Source organism: Paenarthrobacter aurescens (genome assembly GCF_041549525.1).
Taxonomy (GTDB): Bacteria; Actinomycetota; Actinomycetes; order Actinomycetales; family Micrococcaceae; genus Arthrobacter; species Arthrobacter aurescens.
In genome coordinates this window covers 1,098,230-1,112,653 of record NZ_CP157456.1, presented here as the reverse complement: position 1 = coordinate 1,112,653, position 14,424 = coordinate 1,098,230, and the positions used below count along the sequence as shown (strand labels likewise).

16 protein-coding genes are annotated in these 14,424 nt (G+C 61.3%); 6 read left to right on the top strand and 10 right to left on the bottom strand.

The window, feature by feature from the left end; all coding sequences use genetic code 11:
* Nucleotides 1-4: 4 nt before the first annotated feature.
* The 6 genes from ABI796_RS05290 to ABI796_RS05265 all read right to left on the bottom strand — a co-directional run bounded on the left by ABI796_RS05290 (nt 5) and on the right by ABI796_RS05265 (nt 4,736).
* The gene (locus tag ABI796_RS05290; RefSeq protein ID WP_141285395.1) at nt 5-1,006 is read right to left on the bottom strand and encodes a sugar phosphate isomerase/epimerase; all 1,002 of its coding nucleotides are present in this window, start codon (nt 1,004-1,006) and stop codon (nt 5-7) included.
* Nucleotides 1,007-1,163: 157 nt separating this feature from the next.
* Complete coding sequence (locus ABI796_RS05285) at nt 1,164-1,862, bottom strand: GntR family transcriptional regulator (RefSeq protein ID WP_141285392.1); 699 nt, start codon at nt 1,860-1,862, stop codon at nt 1,164-1,166.
* A gap of 130 nt (nt 1,863-1,992) precedes the next feature.
* The gene (locus ABI796_RS05280; RefSeq protein ID WP_141285390.1) at nt 1,993-3,063 is read right to left on the bottom strand and encodes an alkene reductase; all 1,071 of its coding nucleotides are present in this window, start codon (nt 3,061-3,063) and stop codon (nt 1,993-1,995) included.
* Between the two features lie 137 nt (nt 3,064-3,200).
* A complete protein-coding gene (locus ABI796_RS05275) occupies nt 3,201-3,824 on the bottom strand; it encodes an SIS domain-containing protein (RefSeq protein ID WP_246095866.1) in 624 nt (207 codons plus the stop codon).
* Nucleotides 3,825-3,851: 27 nt separating this feature from the next.
* Nucleotides 3,852-4,367 (bottom strand): hypothetical protein, encoded by a 516-nt coding sequence (locus tag ABI796_RS05270; RefSeq protein ID WP_141285388.1) that lies wholly within the window; start codon nt 4,365-4,367, stop codon nt 3,852-3,854.
* A 165-nt stretch (nt 4,368-4,532) separates the two neighbouring features.
* Entirely contained in the window at nt 4,533-4,736 is a 204-nt protein-coding gene (locus ABI796_RS05265) for a hypothetical protein (protein WP_141285386.1), read from the bottom strand.
* Between the two features lie 131 nt (nt 4,737-4,867).
* Between ABI796_RS05265 and ABI796_RS05260 the strand changes: the two genes are divergently transcribed.
* Complete coding sequence (locus ABI796_RS05260; RefSeq protein WP_141285384.1) at nt 4,868-6,043, top strand: zinc-dependent alcohol dehydrogenase; 1,176 nt, start codon at nt 4,868-4,870, stop codon at nt 6,041-6,043.
* 53 nt (nt 6,044-6,096) lie between these two features.
* Here ABI796_RS05260 and ABI796_RS05255 read toward each other — a convergent pair whose 3' ends face one another.
* Nucleotides 6,097-7,080, bottom strand: a complete 984-nt coding sequence (locus ABI796_RS05255) for an SDR family oxidoreductase (RefSeq protein WP_281283989.1) — start codon at nt 7,078-7,080, stop codon at nt 6,097-6,099.
* Between the two features lie 109 nt (nt 7,081-7,189).
* Here ABI796_RS05255 and ABI796_RS05250 point away from each other — a divergent pair, with 109 nt between their 5' ends.
* A complete protein-coding gene (locus ABI796_RS05250) occupies nt 7,190-7,375 on the top strand; it encodes a CsbD family protein (protein ID WP_026005342.1) in 186 nt (61 codons plus the stop codon).
* Between the two features lie 98 nt (nt 7,376-7,473).
* Here ABI796_RS05250 and ABI796_RS05245 read toward each other — a convergent pair whose 3' ends face one another.
* Nucleotides 7,474-9,201: a cytosine permease gene (locus ABI796_RS05245; RefSeq protein ID WP_141285382.1), complete on the bottom strand. Its 1,728-nt coding sequence runs from the start codon at nt 9,199-9,201 to the stop codon at nt 7,474-7,476.
* Nucleotides 9,202-9,398: 197 nt separating this feature from the next.
* Here ABI796_RS05245 and bioB point away from each other — a divergent pair, with 197 nt between their 5' ends.
* Both bioB and ABI796_RS05235 read left to right on the top strand, forming a co-directional pair.
* The gene (gene bioB / locus ABI796_RS05240) at nt 9,399-10,433 is read left to right on the top strand and encodes a biotin synthase BioB (RefSeq protein WP_141285380.1); all 1,035 of its coding nucleotides are present in this window, start codon (nt 9,399-9,401) and stop codon (nt 10,431-10,433) included.
* Between the two features lie 298 nt (nt 10,434-10,731).
* Nucleotides 10,732-11,163: a very short patch repair endonuclease gene (locus ABI796_RS05235; RefSeq protein ID WP_141285376.1), complete on the top strand. Its 432-nt coding sequence runs from the start codon at nt 10,732-10,734 to the stop codon at nt 11,161-11,163.
* On the opposite strand, the gene ABI796_RS05230 is transcribed toward ABI796_RS05235, so the two are convergent.
* Nucleotides 11,164-11,337 carry a hypothetical protein gene (locus ABI796_RS05230; RefSeq protein WP_170224969.1) on the bottom strand — a complete coding sequence of 58 codons (174 nt, stop codon included), beginning with the start codon at nt 11,335-11,337 and terminating at the stop codon, nt 11,164-11,166.
* Between the two features lie 190 nt (nt 11,338-11,527).
* On the opposite strand from ABI796_RS05230, the gene ABI796_RS05225 reads away from it, so the two are divergent.
* Complete coding sequence (locus ABI796_RS05225) at nt 11,528-11,908, top strand: Hpt domain-containing protein (RefSeq protein WP_141285374.1); 381 nt, start codon at nt 11,528-11,530, stop codon at nt 11,906-11,908.
* Nucleotide 11,909: 1 nt separating this feature from the next.
* Here ABI796_RS05225 and ABI796_RS05220 read toward each other — a convergent pair whose 3' ends face one another.
* Nucleotides 11,910-12,653: a response regulator transcription factor gene (locus tag ABI796_RS05220; protein ID WP_141285372.1), complete on the bottom strand. Its 744-nt coding sequence runs from the start codon at nt 12,651-12,653 to the stop codon at nt 11,910-11,912.
* A gap of 99 nt (nt 12,654-12,752) precedes the next feature.
* Here ABI796_RS05220 and ABI796_RS05215 point away from each other — a divergent pair, with 99 nt between their 5' ends.
* Nucleotides 12,753-14,423 (top strand): cell wall metabolism sensor histidine kinase WalK, encoded by a 1,671-nt coding sequence (locus tag ABI796_RS05215; RefSeq protein ID WP_141285370.1) that lies wholly within the window; start codon nt 12,753-12,755, stop codon nt 14,421-14,423.
* Nucleotide 14,424: the final 1 nt, after the last annotated feature.

The following is a 14,424-nucleotide window of genomic DNA, read 5'->3' as shown; positions in this document are numbered from 1 at the left end:
TTTCCTAGACTCCTGCGAGCTGGGTTGCCGGTACCTGGCGTACCTGGGCTACCTGGCTCGTGCCGAGTTGGTAGCCGTCAGTCTTCGGCAGGACGTGCCGGCGGAGGTAGTCCTGGTTGCTCGCCGTGACGCTGAGGCCGTCCCCGCCGTAGTGCTCGGTGCAAAGGATGCCCTGGAAGCCTACCGACAAGGCGAACTTGAAGGCCTCACGGTAGTTGATGAGCCCGCTCTCCATTGGGGCCGGCATGGTGATGTAGCTATCGCGGGCCACGTCTTCGTCCCGGATGTAGTTCTTCATGTGCCAGTAGTTGGAGTACGGGAGGGTCTTTGCCACCATCTCGCGCCAGTCCTCAATGGGCCGGTGCAGCCGGATCAGATTTCCGAGGTCCGGGTTCAAGCCAACGTTGTCCAGGCCGATGTCCTGGACCAGTTGCACCGAGGAATCAGCTGTGCCGAGGTAGGTGTCCTCGTACATTTCCAAGGAGATCAGGATGCCGGCTTCAGCTGCGTGCTTTCCCAGTTCACGGATCCTCGAGACCGCGTTGCCCCATGCTTCCTTATCCCCCACGGGATCCTTGTAGCCCTCCACGGTCCAGAACCACAGCTGTTTCTGCTGCTCCGGGGTGATTGCCTGGTGCAGCCCGAAGGAGACTACTTCACAGCCAAGCTCGGCCGCGGCGTCAATGGTGCGGTGGCTGTAAGCCAGGTTGTCGGCCCAGTCCGTGGCGTGGATGACGCTGCGGCGAATTGCTGAGATGACCGGAACGCCAATGCCCACTTCGTCAGCCGTCTGCTTGAACTCGACCAGGCGCTCTTTGCTGAGGTCACCCGGGCGGACCCAGCTGTCGGTGAGGTCTGCGTTTGCGAAACCTGCATCCATCACTTCCTGGAGGACAGAGGCCCAAACGGAAGCATCGGCGTCGTTGACGTGGTGACCCGCGGCATCGGTGCCCGGGAACTGCAGGAGGGCCGCGGTAATGGGCCAATTCTCGGCGGTGTACGCCATGATGATCACTCCTTCGTGGAATCCTGTTTCCTATAGGATTTACGAATCGGCTCATGCTGTCAACCCTTTTGGGAAACTTCCTAGATCCTATATGTCATACATATTGGTGTGAAGGGGGTCATATTTGTGGCGGTGCAGCTTTGTCCAGGCGCGCGGCCTAGTCCTCCGGCGCGTCGGCCATGGCCCGGCCGCGGACGTTCTCCACGTGAGCCACCATCATGGCGGCGGCTTTCTCAGGCTCCCCGCTGGTCATGGCGTCCAGCACGGCCTGGTGCTCAGCGATTGCTTGCTCGGCGTCGGTGATGCCCACTCCCCCGAACAATCGGAATCGCTGGATCTGCCCGCCCAGGGTGTTGTAGGCCGCGAGCAGGAACTGATTATTGGCCTGGGCGGCTATAAGTTGGTGGAAGCGCTCATCTGCTTCAAGGTAACTGCGGTATTCAGCAAACGTTCCACCCCTGGGAGCAGTCTTCAGGTCTTCCACGGCTTGCTTCAAGGCGTCCAAACCATCGGGGGTCATCCGTGAACAAGCAAGCCGGGCGTTGACTGGCTCAATGGAGAGCCGGGCTTCCATGAGCTGGGCGAAGTCTTCCCGGGTAAAGACCGGAGCAACCCGGTACCCCTTCAGCGCCACGCGCCGCACCATTCCCGTGTGCTCCAAACGCGCCAATGCTTCGCGTACCGGAGTGGGCGAAACATCAAGGTCCCGCGCCATCCCGTCGATGCTCACAGCGGCCCCGGGTTCCAGACGACCATCCATGAGCCACTCAAGGAGCGCCTCGTAGACGTGGTCGGCCAGCACTTGGCGGCTGACGGGGAAGCCAGCGCGGGCAGCGGACGGGGAAGGATCAGCCATGCCACAAATCCTATAGGAACGCACGACGTCGGCACTCAAGTGAGTGCCGACGTCGAAAGTTTTTGTACAGCTAAGGCCCTCAAAGACGCCTCTTCAGGGCGTTATCTGTACGAAAAACGGTGGGCTGTGCTTAGTTGGCGTAGAACGGGTAGTCGGTGTATCCCTCGGCGCCGTCGGCATAGAAGGTGGACGCGTCCGGCTCGTTGAGCGGCAAGCTCTCGCGCCAGCGGCGGGCGAGATCGGGGTTGGCGATGGCGGGGCGGCCAACCACCACGGCGTCAGCCAGTCCGTCTTCGATGATCGCGAAAGCTTCGTCACGGGTGGTGATTTCGCTGAAGCCGGTATTCACCAGGAACGTGCCGTTGAAACGCACACGGAGGTCCTGCACCAGGGCGCTCTTGGGGTCATGGTGGAGGATGCTCAAGTAGGCCAGGTTCAGCGGAGCGATGGTTTCCACCAGCACCTCATAACTTGCGCGGACGTCAGCGGCGTCGGTCTCGGCAATTCCCTGGACATTGTGTTCGGGGGAAATACGGATGCCAACCCGGTTGGCGCCGAGTGCCTCAACTACTGCATTGACGGCTTCGATCACGAATCGAGCCCGGTTCTCCGGGGAGCCGCCGTAGCTGTCCGTGCGCACGTTTGAGTTGGGTGCAAGGAACTCGTGCAGCAGGTAACCGTTGGCGGAGTGAAGTTCCACGCCGTCGAAACCTGCCTCAATGGCGTTTTTGGAAGCGGTAACAATCTCCTGGATCACTGCCGGAAGTTCATCAGTGCGGAGTTCACGCGGCACCGGGTAGGGCTGCTTGCCGTTGGGTGTGCGAACCTCGCCCTCGATCGCAACTGCGCTGGGGCCCACGATCTCGTGCCCTCCGGTGATGTCCGCGTGCGAGACACGGCCGCCGTGCATGATCTGGGCGAAGATGCGGCCGTCCTCAGCGTGAACAGCATCAGTGACCTGCTTCCAGCCCGCGATTTGCTCCTCGGTGACAAGCCCAGGCTGCCCGGGGTAGGACTTGCCTGCAGGTGTTGGGTACGTTCCCTCGCTGACAATCAGCCCAAGGGAGGACCTTTGCCGGTAATGCTCGGCAATCAGCGGGCCCGGCACACCGTTCTGACCTGCGCGAAGACGCGTCAAGGGTGCCATCACCAGTCGGTTGGTCAGTTCAAGCTCGCCGAGGGCCAGAGGGGAAAACAGCATGCGCGGTTCCTTTCAGAATGAATCACGTTCACCATGGGCAACTGCATGGCGTCTGCAACTATTCCGAAAGAGGCGGACATCACAGGAGTTCCGCGGCGGGCTCCGCCACTTCGCCCTTGAACAGGCGGCGTGGACGGCTACTCGGGCTGGACGTGCTTCAGGGCATCTTCGAAGCACTCACAGAGAGCCAACACGGCCACAAGGTGGGCCTCTTCAGCATGAGGAGGATCAGTGTCGATGCAGATGGCCTCGTTGACCGATTGGGCGAGCTCTTTGGATTCCTTGCCCGTGAGCGCCCAAACACGCGCGCCTTTGGACTTTGCGGCGGCAGCAGCGTCACGGAGTTCCTCGGTAATACCCTTGGCCGCGAGCAGGACCACAATGTCACCCCGGCGAACCTGGTTGGATATTTGAGCCCCCATGCTTCCGGTGGAGCCATCCGCTCCGGATGCGCCTTTGGTGATGGAGATGGCTTTGAATCCGGACCCATCCACGGGGTCATGTGCGTTCAGTTCCGATGTGAACCTCTGCGCTTCGTGGGATGATCCATCGCTGCCGGCGGCGAACACGCTGCCGCCCCTGAGCCTGACGCGGGCCAACTCTTCGCCCCATTCAGCAAGCCTTGAGGATTCCCGGCGGAGGGCTGCTACGGCTGGGCCAATCTCGCCCAAGTGCCCAAGAACCACATCCACTGCATGCCGGTTCGGCTTTGATCCCGTGGAGCGCATCGCCTGACCTGTTCGCCTCACCACGATACTCACTTCCCTACCTCCGTTTCTCCGCTGAAACTATAGGTTCCTATCACCGTCACGGCCGGACCCATCACGGACTGAGCCGTCACGTGCACTCCGGTCGCGCGTGAGCCGCTCCCCCTCAGCCAGGTTGGACCGATCGCGATCGGCATCACTCATCCGGCCCGCGTCCGGCGTCCGGTCAGCATCCGTCGTCCGGTCAGCGTTCCGCGTCCGCTCCGGGTTGGCGTTGGGATCCAGCTTGTCCGCGTGGCGCAGATGTTCCTCCACGCGCTCATGCGCCTCGCCGGCCTTGTGTGCGTGCTGTTCGGCTTCCCTGCGGAGCCGGTTCGCTTCGACTTCTGCTTGCAGCGCGGCGGCTTCGGCCTGCGCTGACTCAGCTTTTGCCTGGTGTGCCCCGATGGCTTCTTCGGCCGCCTTCTCACGCAGTTCCTCTGCGCGGTGGCGATTTACTTCAGCCTTCTTGCGGCGCCCGATGACAACGGCCACGATCACGACCGCGATGACCACCACTGCCAGCACGATGATCAGTACCAGTGTTCCTGTATCCATGTGTGCTACCTCCCTGGTGAGCGGCTTGTGTGGGCGCCGCTGGTGCCCCGCTGTGTTCGGGTAATAAGGCATGTACCCTGCTTGGGATATTTCCAAACGATGGTGGCCCGGAGGCCACCTTCCTTCGAATAATCTTAACACTAATAATCAGGATACTTATTACTTTCAGCTTCCCGTGGCTTCGGGATGCTCCCTCGCCCGTTTCCCGTCCGGCGTCTCCCCGCTTTCATCCGGGATAAAGGTGGGGTCCACTTCGGTGGTGAAGTCGCCCGTGCCCGCACCGCCGTCGTCATGCTCGACGGCGGCAGGAACCTCCGGCGCGGAAGCTTTGGACGGCGTCTCTTCAGTGTGATTCGGTTCTTCACTCATAGCTCAATGTAGGCCCGCCCCACGGACGTGTCGAGGCTGAACGGCCTTGTGCGTCCGTGCCATCTCTGCTTCGCTGGAAAGGTCTCCAGAAGCGAGGGACCCACCCAGCCGCAACGCAGGGAGTACCAATCGTGAAAGCAGTGACATGGCAAGGCCGGCGATCAGTCAGCGTCGAAGACGTCCCCGATCCCTCCATCCAGGAACCGACGGATGCGATTGTCCGCATCACCTCCACAGCTATTTGCGGCTCGGACCTCCACCTTTACGAGGTGCTTGGCCCCTACATGCATAAAGGTGATGTGATTGGCCACGAGCCCATGGGAATCGTGGAAGAAGTGGGCTCCGGAGTTCACCGGCTCAAGAAGGGCGACCGCGTGGTGGTGCCGTTCAACATCTCCTGCGGCCATTGCTATATGTGCAATCAGGGCCTTCAGTCGCAGTGCGAAACCACGCAGGTAACAGAAAAGGGCTCAGGAGCGGCCCTCTTTGGCTATTCCGAGCTTTACGGCTCCGTCCCGGGAGGGCAGGCACAGTATCTGCGTGTTCCGTTCGCTGATTACGGTCCCGTCAAAATCGACTCGGACGCCCCGGACGAGCGCTATTTGTTCCTCTCGGACATCCTGCCCACGGCATGGCAGGCAGTGGAGTACGCCAATGTGCCCCAGGGTGGAACACTGGCCGTGCTCGGACTTGGTCCCGTTGGCCAATTCGCAGCAAGGATTGGCGTCCACAAGGCATTCCGGGTGATTGGCGTGGATCCCGTACCCGAACGCCGCGCCATGGCGGAGGCTCACGGCATAGAGACCATGGACTACAGCTCAACCGTCGCCGCACAGATTCGCGAGGACACTCTCGGCCGCGGCCCCGATTCCGTGGTGGACGCCGTTGGCATGGAGGCACACGGGTCTCCGGTTGCTTCCTTCCTCCACAAGGCCGTCTCCCTGCTCCCGGACAAGCCTGCTCAGGTAGCCATGGAGACCATGAGCGTTGACAGGCTTGCTGCGCTTCACACCGCCGTGGACCTTGTCCGCCGCGGAGGGACTGTCTCTCTGAGCGGCGTTTACGGTGGCCAGGCCGATCCGATGCCGCTCATGACCATGTTCGACAAGCAAATTCAGCTCCGCATGGGACAGTGCAATGTGCGCAGTTGGACTGAGGACCTGCTCCCCTTGGTAGAGGACGACGCCGATCCGCTGGGAGTCATGCATCTGGTCACCCACACGGGAGGGCTGGAGGACGCACCCGCGCTCTACGAGAAATTCCAGAAAAAGCAGGACGGCTGCATCAAGGTGGTGCTCAAACCCTGATCACGGCTGAGTGCAGGATCACGGCTGACTGAACCAGGTCACGGCTGAGTGAACTAGGCCAGATGCCTTCCGCCGGTCACGCCAATCACGGAGCCTGAAATGTAGCTGCCTTCCTCTGTGGCCAGAAGTACGTAGGTGGCGGCGAGTTCGGCTGGCTGCCCCGCCCTGCCAAGCGGGGTATCCTGGCCGAACTTCTGAATCTTTTCTGCAGGCTGCGTGGGCGGTTGCAGGGGTGTCCACACTGGACCCGGCGCTACTGCATTGACCCTGATTCCACGGGGACCCAGTGACTCGGCCAAGGAGAACGTCATGCTGTTGATCGCTGCCTTGGTGGCTGCATAGTCCATCAGCGAGGGACTTGGGTGGTAGCCCTGGATGGATGAAGTGTTGATGATGGCGGCGCCGGGCTGCAGGTGTGGCAGCGCCGCCTTGGTCAGCCAGAAGAGTGCGTACACATTGGTTTTGAATGTCCGGTCGAATTGCTCACTGCTGAGGTCCTCGATGCCTTGGCCCGTGGCCATCTGGAAGCCCGCGTTGTTGACCAGCACGTTGAGGCCGTCGAACTCGGCAACCGTTTGGGCGATGACTTCCTGGCAGAACTCTTCATCCTGCAGGTCCCCCGGCAAGGCCAAGGCCCTGCACCCGGCGTCTTCAATCAGCTGGACTGTTTGCTCGGCGTCCTGCTCTTCTTCGGGCAGGTAGGTGAAGGCTACATCTGCGCCTTCGCGGGCGTACGCAATGGCTACTGCTCTGCCTATCCCGCTGTCACCGCCTGTGATCAGGGCACGCATGCCCATCATTCGGTGGTGTCCCACATAGCTTTGCTCGCCGTGATCGGGCCGCGGGTTCATGGCTTCGGTCCAGCCGGGATAGTCCTGGGATTGGGGCTCGAACTCCTCCGAGGGGTACTTGGTCCGCGGATCCGCTTCGCCCTCGGAGTCCTCCGGGGTGTCAATAACGTGGTTCACCAGTGCCATGGCAATGTCCTCGTCGAGGTCGGTTTGCTCCGTGTTTTCGTTGCGGGTTTCCTCAGCCATGCCACAAGTCTAAGCATGCTTACCATTCATGGGGACACGTTCAGGAAGTACCCAGAATTGCTCGTTAGCCTAGCGATTGTCAGTGTTGGACTACATCGCAGGAGGGCCCATGGGACTCGGAGACAAGATCAGCAACAAGGCGCAGGAAGTCACCGGCAAGGCAAAGGAAGCCTTGGGTGACGCCACGAACAATGAGAAACTGCAGGCCGAAGGCGTAGCTGACCAAGCAGCCGCCAAGACCAAGCAGGCCGGCGAGAACGTCAAGGACACCGCCAAGGACGCCTTCGACAAGTAGGCCCGGCAACATAAAACTAAAAACACACAGCACGACGCCCCGGTTCCCCCCAAAGGAAACCGGGGCGTTCGCGTGAACCCCAGCAGGTAAGTGTTGGGCTACTTTTGCGCCGGGAGCACCAGCTCGCCCGACTTATCCGTGGACAAGGCGAGGGACGAGATGTACTGGGGTTCGCCGTCGGGCCCGTCCTGGGCCGAGCGGAGCATGTCCGGACGCTCGAACTCAATACCCGTGACGTGGCAGAGCAGCTTGGCGTCGCTGGGGTTGCCGTCGGCGTCGAACATGGGCAGGTCAATACCGTCATCGGTGCGGCGCAGGTAATACCGGCCCTTGGTGGCCAGCGCCAGCACAGGCGGCAGGACCAAGGCCAGGCCCACGGCAAAGATGGGTGAGAACGGCTGGACGGCTGCACCGAACGCGCCGAAGAACACCGCGATGGAGACCCCCGCGGAGACGAGCATGGACACGAAGCCCACCGGGTTCACGGCGTAGAGCATCCCGCGGCGGAACTCCGGAACCTTGGGCGAGATCTTCAGCAAGTACTTGTTGATGGCGATGTCCGAGGCCACGGTGACAACCCAGGCCATGGCGCAGTTGGCGTAGAAACCCAGGATGGTGTTCAGGAACTCGAACATGTTGGACTCCATGAGAACCAGCGCGATAACCAGGTTGACCACCACGAACACCATGCGGCCCGGGTAGGTTTTGGTGATGCGGGTGAAGGAGTTGGTCCAGGCCAAAGAGCCGGAGTAGGCGTTGGTGACGTTGATCTTGATCTGCGAAATAACCACCAGCACCACAGCCAGGGTCATGGCGAGCCAGGCCGGCATCATTTCTTCGTAGACGCCAAGGAACTGGTGGACAGGCTCATTCGCGGAAGCCGCCGCCGCGGGGTCGAGCTTGGCGATGAGGTAGATGGCGATGAACAAACCAATGATCTGCTTGATGGCCCCGAAGATGACCCAGCCCGGTCCGGCGAGGATCACTGCGCGCCACCAGGCACCCTTGTTCTCGGCGGTCTTGGGCGGCATGAAGCGGAGGTAGTCGATTTGCTCGGCGATCTGCGCCATCAGGGACAGGCAGACACCCGCGGCAAGCATCACCGAGGCCAGGTTTGGCCCGCCTTCGCCGGACGCGCCGGTGAAAGCGAAGAAGGCGTCAATGCTCTCCGGGTGGGACAGGAGCAGGTAACCCACCGGAACCACCATGAGCAGCAGCCACAGGGGTGTGGTCCACACCTGCAAAGTAGCGAGCGTCTTCATTCCGTAAATCACCAGCGGAATGATGATGATGGTGGACACGGCATAGCCGATCCATTGCGGAATACCCAGGCCCAACTGCAGGCCTTGGGCCATGATGGACCCCTCAAGGGCGAAAAAGATGAACGTGAAGGTGGCGAAGATGATGTTGGTGACCACTGAGCCGTAGTAGCCAAAGCCCGAGCCACGCGTGATCAGGTCCAAATCGATGTTGTAGCGAGCTGCGTAATACGCCAAGGGGAAGCCGGTGGCGAAGATGATCACTGCGGCAACGATGATGCCGAAAATCGCATTCACGGTTCCGTAGGCGATGCCAATGTTGGCCCCGATCGAGAAGTCGGCCAAGTAGGCGATCCCGCCCAAAGCACTGGTGGCCACTACTCCGGCGCTCCACTTGCGGTAGGAGCGGGGGGCGAACCGGAGCGTGTAATCCTCCAGGCTCTCCTTCGCAGCACTCATCGCGTCGGCGTTGCCTTGCTGCGGGGTGCTGGTGGTGGCGCTTACGACGCCGGCGCCTGGCGCCGTCGTCGGCTCCAGCGTTGCTGTACTTCTCTTCTCGTCACTCATTCGGGGATTCGCTTTCGTCCGGGGAGGGTGCTTTGCCCCCGACGCTAGTCACGCAGCGCGTCAATTCAGTCACATCCATGTTTCACAGCTGTAACATCTGCATCAGCCGCCCCGCGCATCCACAGCCAAAATCCGGCATCCCGGTTTGTACGCACCCCACAAAATGGCGCTTCACCTGCGCGGATACCGTCTAGGACATGACGGTCCAAGCAGCCCAAAAACCAGGGGAAACAACTCCCCACGCCATCCTGAACATCGCCAGAGAGCAGGTGCTCGAACGCGGCCAAGGCCTTAACGAAGCGCAACTGAAGGAGGTCCTCGAGCTCCCGGACGACGCCATCCCCGCAGCCCTGCAACTCGCCCATGAAGTGCGCCTGAAGCACTGCGGTGAGGATGTGGAAGTGGAAGGCATCATCTCCATAAAAACCGGCGGATGCCCGGAGGATTGCCACTTCTGCAGCCAGTCCGGCCTGTTCGACTCCCCCGTTCGCGGCGTGTGGCTGGACATCCCCGAGCTGGTCAAAGCCGCCGAGGAAACCGCGGCCACCGGTGCCACGGAGTTCTGTATCGTGGCCGCCGTCCGTGGCCCTGACATCAAACTCATGAACCAGATCAAGTTCGCCATTGACCGCATCAACGAGGAAGTGGACATCAATATTGCCTGCTCACTGGGCATGCTCACCCAACGGCAAGTGGACCAACTGGCCGGGTGGGGTGTCCACCGCTACAACCACAACCTGGAAACAGCCCGCAGCTACTTCCCCGAGGTAGTGACCACCCACAGCTACGAGGAACGGCTGGAAACCTGTGCCATGGTCAAAGCCGCCGGAATGGAATTGTGTTGCGGTGCGCTGATCGGCATGGGCGAATCGCTGGCGCAACGGGCCGAGCTCGCAGCCCAGCTCGCCGCGCTTGAACCACACGAAGTCCCGCTGAACTTCCTCAACCCCCGGCCCGGAACGCCGTTGGAAAATCAGGGCATCATGGACGGCAAGGACGCCCTCCGCGCCATCGCCGCCTTCCGGCTGGCGATGCCGCGCACCGTGCTCCGCTACGCTGGCGGACGTGAACTGACCTTGGGCGATCTCGGCACCCGCGACGGACTCCTTGGCGGCATCAACGCCGTCATTGTTGGCAACTACCTCACCACCTTGGGCCGGCCGGCCAACGCAGACCTCAACCTCCTGGTGGAGCTGAACATGCCCATCAAGGAATTCCAGAAGTCGCTGTGATCGCTGAGGCGCCGCAGCTGTATTGCGGCCACTGCGGCGGGAGTGCCCTTGGTGACGGTGCCGGAAGTGGTGACGGTCCGACGTCGGACGCTCACCACCGCTGCCAACAGCAGCTGGCGATGGAGCCGCCGCGCTTTTGCCCGCAGTGCCGCCGTCGCATGAAAGTCCAGGTCACGCCCTTGGGATGGACCGCGGAGTGTTCCCGCCACGGCTTAACGGGTTTTTGTACAGATACCGCCCCTAAACCAGCCTCATAAGGGCGGTATCTGTACAAAAACTCCCTGGGTAGGGTGAAGGTATGGGCGAGAGCCGGGACCGACTGACGCGGGAGCAGCGCAGCCGCAATATGTCAAAAATCCGCGGGAAGAACACCAAACCTGAGCTACTGGTCCGCAGTCTCCTGCACGCCAAAGGCTACCGCTACCGGCTGCACGGACAGTCCGGAGCCGCGAAGCTGCCGGGACGGCCGGATCTGGTGTTCGCGGGCCGGCGGAAGGTTATTTTCGTCAATGGTTGTTTCTGGCACTTCCATGACTGCAAAGTTGGCCAGCATGCCCCTGCGGCGAATGCGGAGTTCTGGGAAGCCAAGCGAACACGAACCCGCGAGCGTGATGCGCTGCAGCGGGAACAGTTGCAGGCCGCAGGTTGGCAGGTGCTCACTGTGTGGGAGTGCCAGCTGAAAGACACCCCGCTGCTGGAGGACCGGCTCACGGCTTTCCTGGAAGCGTGATTACGGCGCGGTAGTGGTTGTTGGCGCGGAGTTGAGCGAACGATCCGTAACGGTGGACTGGGAGCTTTGCTGCCACAGAGCGAAGGCAGCCGATCCGCCGATGCCCAGCAGGACGGTCATGCAGACCACAATGAGGAGCATGAGGCCCGGTGACGGGCGAGCACCGTTGTCCATGTTGTTCCCCGTTCCCTGGTTCAGCCTGGAACCGCCCAGATCTGCTTCTCAATACTTTGTGGGGTTGAGATCAAGAGTGCCTCTGAGTCCGCTCAAGATTGGATCAATCTTTGAATATTTGGCGCTGCGGAACTTCCACGGGTCCTACTGTTGAATCGTGGATCTATTGTTTGGAGGCGGGAGGAGTCTGGTGTCTGAGTACGACGAGTGCACCGACGCCCTGGTGGATCGCACCGTCCTCACCGGACTCCAAGCCGAACTGGGTGGCGACCACGTGATCATCGCCACCTTCGTGCGAAACTATGTGGAGCTCCTGCCGTGGCGGGTGCACAGGCTTCACCGTGCACTGGAAAAGCTGGACATCGAAGACGCCATGGACGCGGTCCTGAGCCTGAAAACCTCGAGCCACATGGTGGGCGCCAAGTGCATGAACCGCTTGGCAACGGAGCTGGAGATCAGCATTCGGCTACTGCCCAACGGAGACCATTTACACGAGCTGGCCGCGCAGGTCCAAGAGATCGACCATTTCATGTCCGGCACAATCCAGGAGCTGGAAACCTCGGTTCAGTAGGTCAGTTGTTGTTTGCCGGCGCCAACCGGTAGCCCACGCCGCGCACGGTCTCAAGCCAGCGCGGCGCTTGGATGCTGTCGCCCAGCTTCTTGCGCAGATTCCCCATGTGAACCTCGACGGCGCGCTCATCGGCGTCGCTGACGTAACTGCCGACGTCGTACGGTTCATTGCGGAGGCGACGCGCGAGGTCAGCCTTGGTCCGCACAATCCGTCCGGTCTCCAACAGGGCGAGCAGGAGGTCAAACTCGGTCCGGGTGAGTTTGAGCTCGGTGCCGTTCAGCACAGCGGTGCGGGACCCCGCAGAAACGGCCAGCCCATTGTGGCTCACCTCCGGGTCCACCTCTTCGGCGGCAACGCTCTTGGATTCCGACGACGCCCGCGGCCGACGCATCATCGCCTCAACACGGGCACGCAATTCCCGGGGACGGAACGGCTTGGTGAGGTAATCATCGCCGCCGGCTTCCAAACCCATCAGGGTATCCAGCTCTTCGGCGCGGGCAGTCAACATGATGATGTAGGCATCCGAGGATTTCCGGATCTGGCGGGCTACCTCAAAGCCATCAATGTCCGGAAGACCCAGATCCAACGTAATAACGTCCGGATTAAGCTCACGGGCCGATGTCACACCTGCGGATCCCGTGGACGCGACATGAACATCAAATCCCGCCTGGGATAGAACTACGCGTACCAATTCGCGGATATCCTGATCATCTTCAATGACCAGCCCCACACGTGCTTCACTCATCGCTGCCCCTCAGCCCCTTCGATAACCTCAGAAGTATATCCATTATGGTTAGGCTGATCTCATGAACCGACTTTCTTCCGCATCTCTGGTGGATGCGCCATGACCAACCCTTCAACCTGGGATATTGGCGAAAAGAAGAAACTGTTGGTTTTCAAGCGCTCTTTCCACGAACATACCCTGCGTATGCGCGTTGTCCTCAGCCAACTGCCGTTGTCCGTGTGCGTTTGTATTTCAGCCATCCTCGTCTGGCTGTATTTTCCCTCCACGCTGGAAAATCCTTTGTTCCTCATTTTCCTGCTGGGCCAAGCACTCCTTCTGGCTCTGTGCATCATTGTGCCGTGGCACCGGCTGCCCTTCGCCACATTCCTCATCATCCCCGTCCTGGACATGGTCACCATCGGTTTCGCCCGAGAAGGTGCGATGGAATCCATTACCGGCCTCAGCGTGCTGGTGGTGCTGCCGGTCATCTGGCTCTGCGCTTCCGGGTTGTACCCGAAACTCGCCATCGCCATGTCCTTCCTCGGCCCCTTGGGAATCGTCTGGGTGCCCCTGTTCATCAGGGGAACACTTAGCGAACAGGACCTCACCAGGCCCCTCCTCTTCCCTATCCTCATCCTGGGCATCGGAGTTTCGGTCAGCGTACTGACCCTCAGCATGGTGCGGCAGCAGCGTGCCCTGGAGCAGAAGGACGAGGCACTCAAGGAAGCCCTGAGCGTGAGCACCAAGCAGGAACGGCTCCTCAACACCGTCATGGAAGCCCTTCCCCTGGGCGTGGTGGCCGTTGACGGCGATGGCCATGACATCCTCATGAACCGCCGCCAACGCCAAACACATGTCCTGGCAACCCCGGCGGACAATGACGATCCCAACGAATCACAGCTGCTGATCTTCGACGTCGACAGGACCACGCCGTTGGTTGCCGACCGCCGCCCGGTGCGCCGGGCAGTCCTGGGCGAAAGGTTCACAGACCAACTGGTGTGGTTGGGGTCCGGAAGCGATCAACGCGCCTTCACCGCGAGCGCCCGGCCCATGGTGGATGACGCCGGGAAGTTTGCCGGCTCCGTGGTGGTCTTCAGTGATGTTACGGATCTGGTGAACGCGCTTGCCGCAAAGGACGACTTCGTGGCAAACGTCTCCCACGAATTCCGCACTCCGCTCACATCCATCCTTGGCTACGTGGAGCTGATCCTTGACGAGCCCGATGCCCTCGATCCCCGGGCTCGTCAGCAGCTGGACATCGTCAGGCGCAACGCCGAGAGGCTCCTGACGCTGGTCTCGGACCTGCTGGCCGTTCGCTCAGGCCAGATCGTCATTCAACCGCATACAGCTGACGTGGCCGAGTTGGTGCGGGGCAGCGTCAACTCCGCAGAGCCACGCGCAGCCAAGGCCGGTATCCGGCTCTCCGTGGATCTTCCCGACGCCCTGGAAGCGCGCGTGGACTCTTCCCGGATAGCGCAGGTACTGGACAACCTCGTCTCCAACGCCATCAAATACTCCCCGGACGGCGGGGATGTGGAAGTTGCTGCCTGGGAGGAAGAGGACTTCATCTTCTGCCGGGTGAGCGATACCGGCATGGGAATGAACGAGGAAGAACAGGCCGAGGCTTTCACCAAGTTCTTCCGGGCCGGCGGCGTGCGCAAAAGCGCCATCCCCGGCGTCGGCCTTGGGCTGCCCATCAGCAAAGCCATTGTGGAAGCCCACGGCGGAACCATCACGCTGGAAAGCGAACCGGGCCGGGGCACCACGTTCACCGTGAAAATGCCCGCATAAG

Bases quoted from the DNA above. Each gene is read 5' to 3' on its own strand.
- ABI796_RS05290 (WP_141285395.1), bottom strand. From the start codon at position 1,006: ATGGCGTACACCGCCGAGAATTGGCCCATTACCGCGGCCCTCCTGCAG.
- ABI796_RS05285 (WP_141285392.1), bottom strand. From the start codon at position 1,862: ATGGCTGATCCTTCCCCGTCCGCTGCCCGCGCTGGCTTCCCCGTCAGC.
- ABI796_RS05280 (WP_141285390.1), bottom strand. From the start codon at position 3,063: ATGCTGTTTTCCCCTCTGGCCCTCGGCGAGCTTGAACTGACCAACCGA.
- ABI796_RS05270 (WP_141285388.1), bottom strand. From the start codon at position 4,367: ATGGATACAGGAACACTGGTACTGATCATCGTGCTGGCAGTGGTGGTC.
- ABI796_RS05265 (WP_141285386.1), bottom strand. From the start codon at position 4,736: ATGAGTGAAGAACCGAATCACACTGAAGAGACGCCGTCCAAAGCTTCC.
- ABI796_RS05255 (WP_281283989.1), bottom strand. From the start codon at position 7,080: ATGGCTGAGGAAACCCGCAACGAAAACACGGAGCAAACCGACCTCGAC.
- ABI796_RS05250 (WP_026005342.1), top strand. From the start codon at position 7,190: ATGGGACTCGGAGACAAGATCAGCAACAAGGCGCAGGAAGTCACCGGC.
- ABI796_RS05245 (WP_141285382.1), bottom strand. From the start codon at position 9,201: ATGAGTGACGAGAAGAGAAGTACAGCAACGCTGGAGCCGACGACGGCG.
- bioB (WP_141285380.1), top strand. From the start codon at position 9,399: ATGACGGTCCAAGCAGCCCAAAAACCAGGGGAAACAACTCCCCACGCC.
- ABI796_RS05235 (WP_141285376.1), top strand. From the start codon at position 10,732: ATGGGCGAGAGCCGGGACCGACTGACGCGGGAGCAGCGCAGCCGCAAT.
- ABI796_RS05230 (WP_170224969.1), bottom strand. From the start codon at position 11,337: ATGGACAACGGTGCTCGCCCGTCACCGGGCCTCATGCTCCTCATTGTG.
- ABI796_RS05220 (WP_141285372.1), bottom strand. From the start codon at position 12,653: ATGAGTGAAGCACGTGTGGGGCTGGTCATTGAAGATGATCAGGATATC.
- ABI796_RS05215 (WP_141285370.1), top strand. From the start codon at position 12,753: ATGACCAACCCTTCAACCTGGGATATTGGCGAAAAGAAGAAACTGTTG.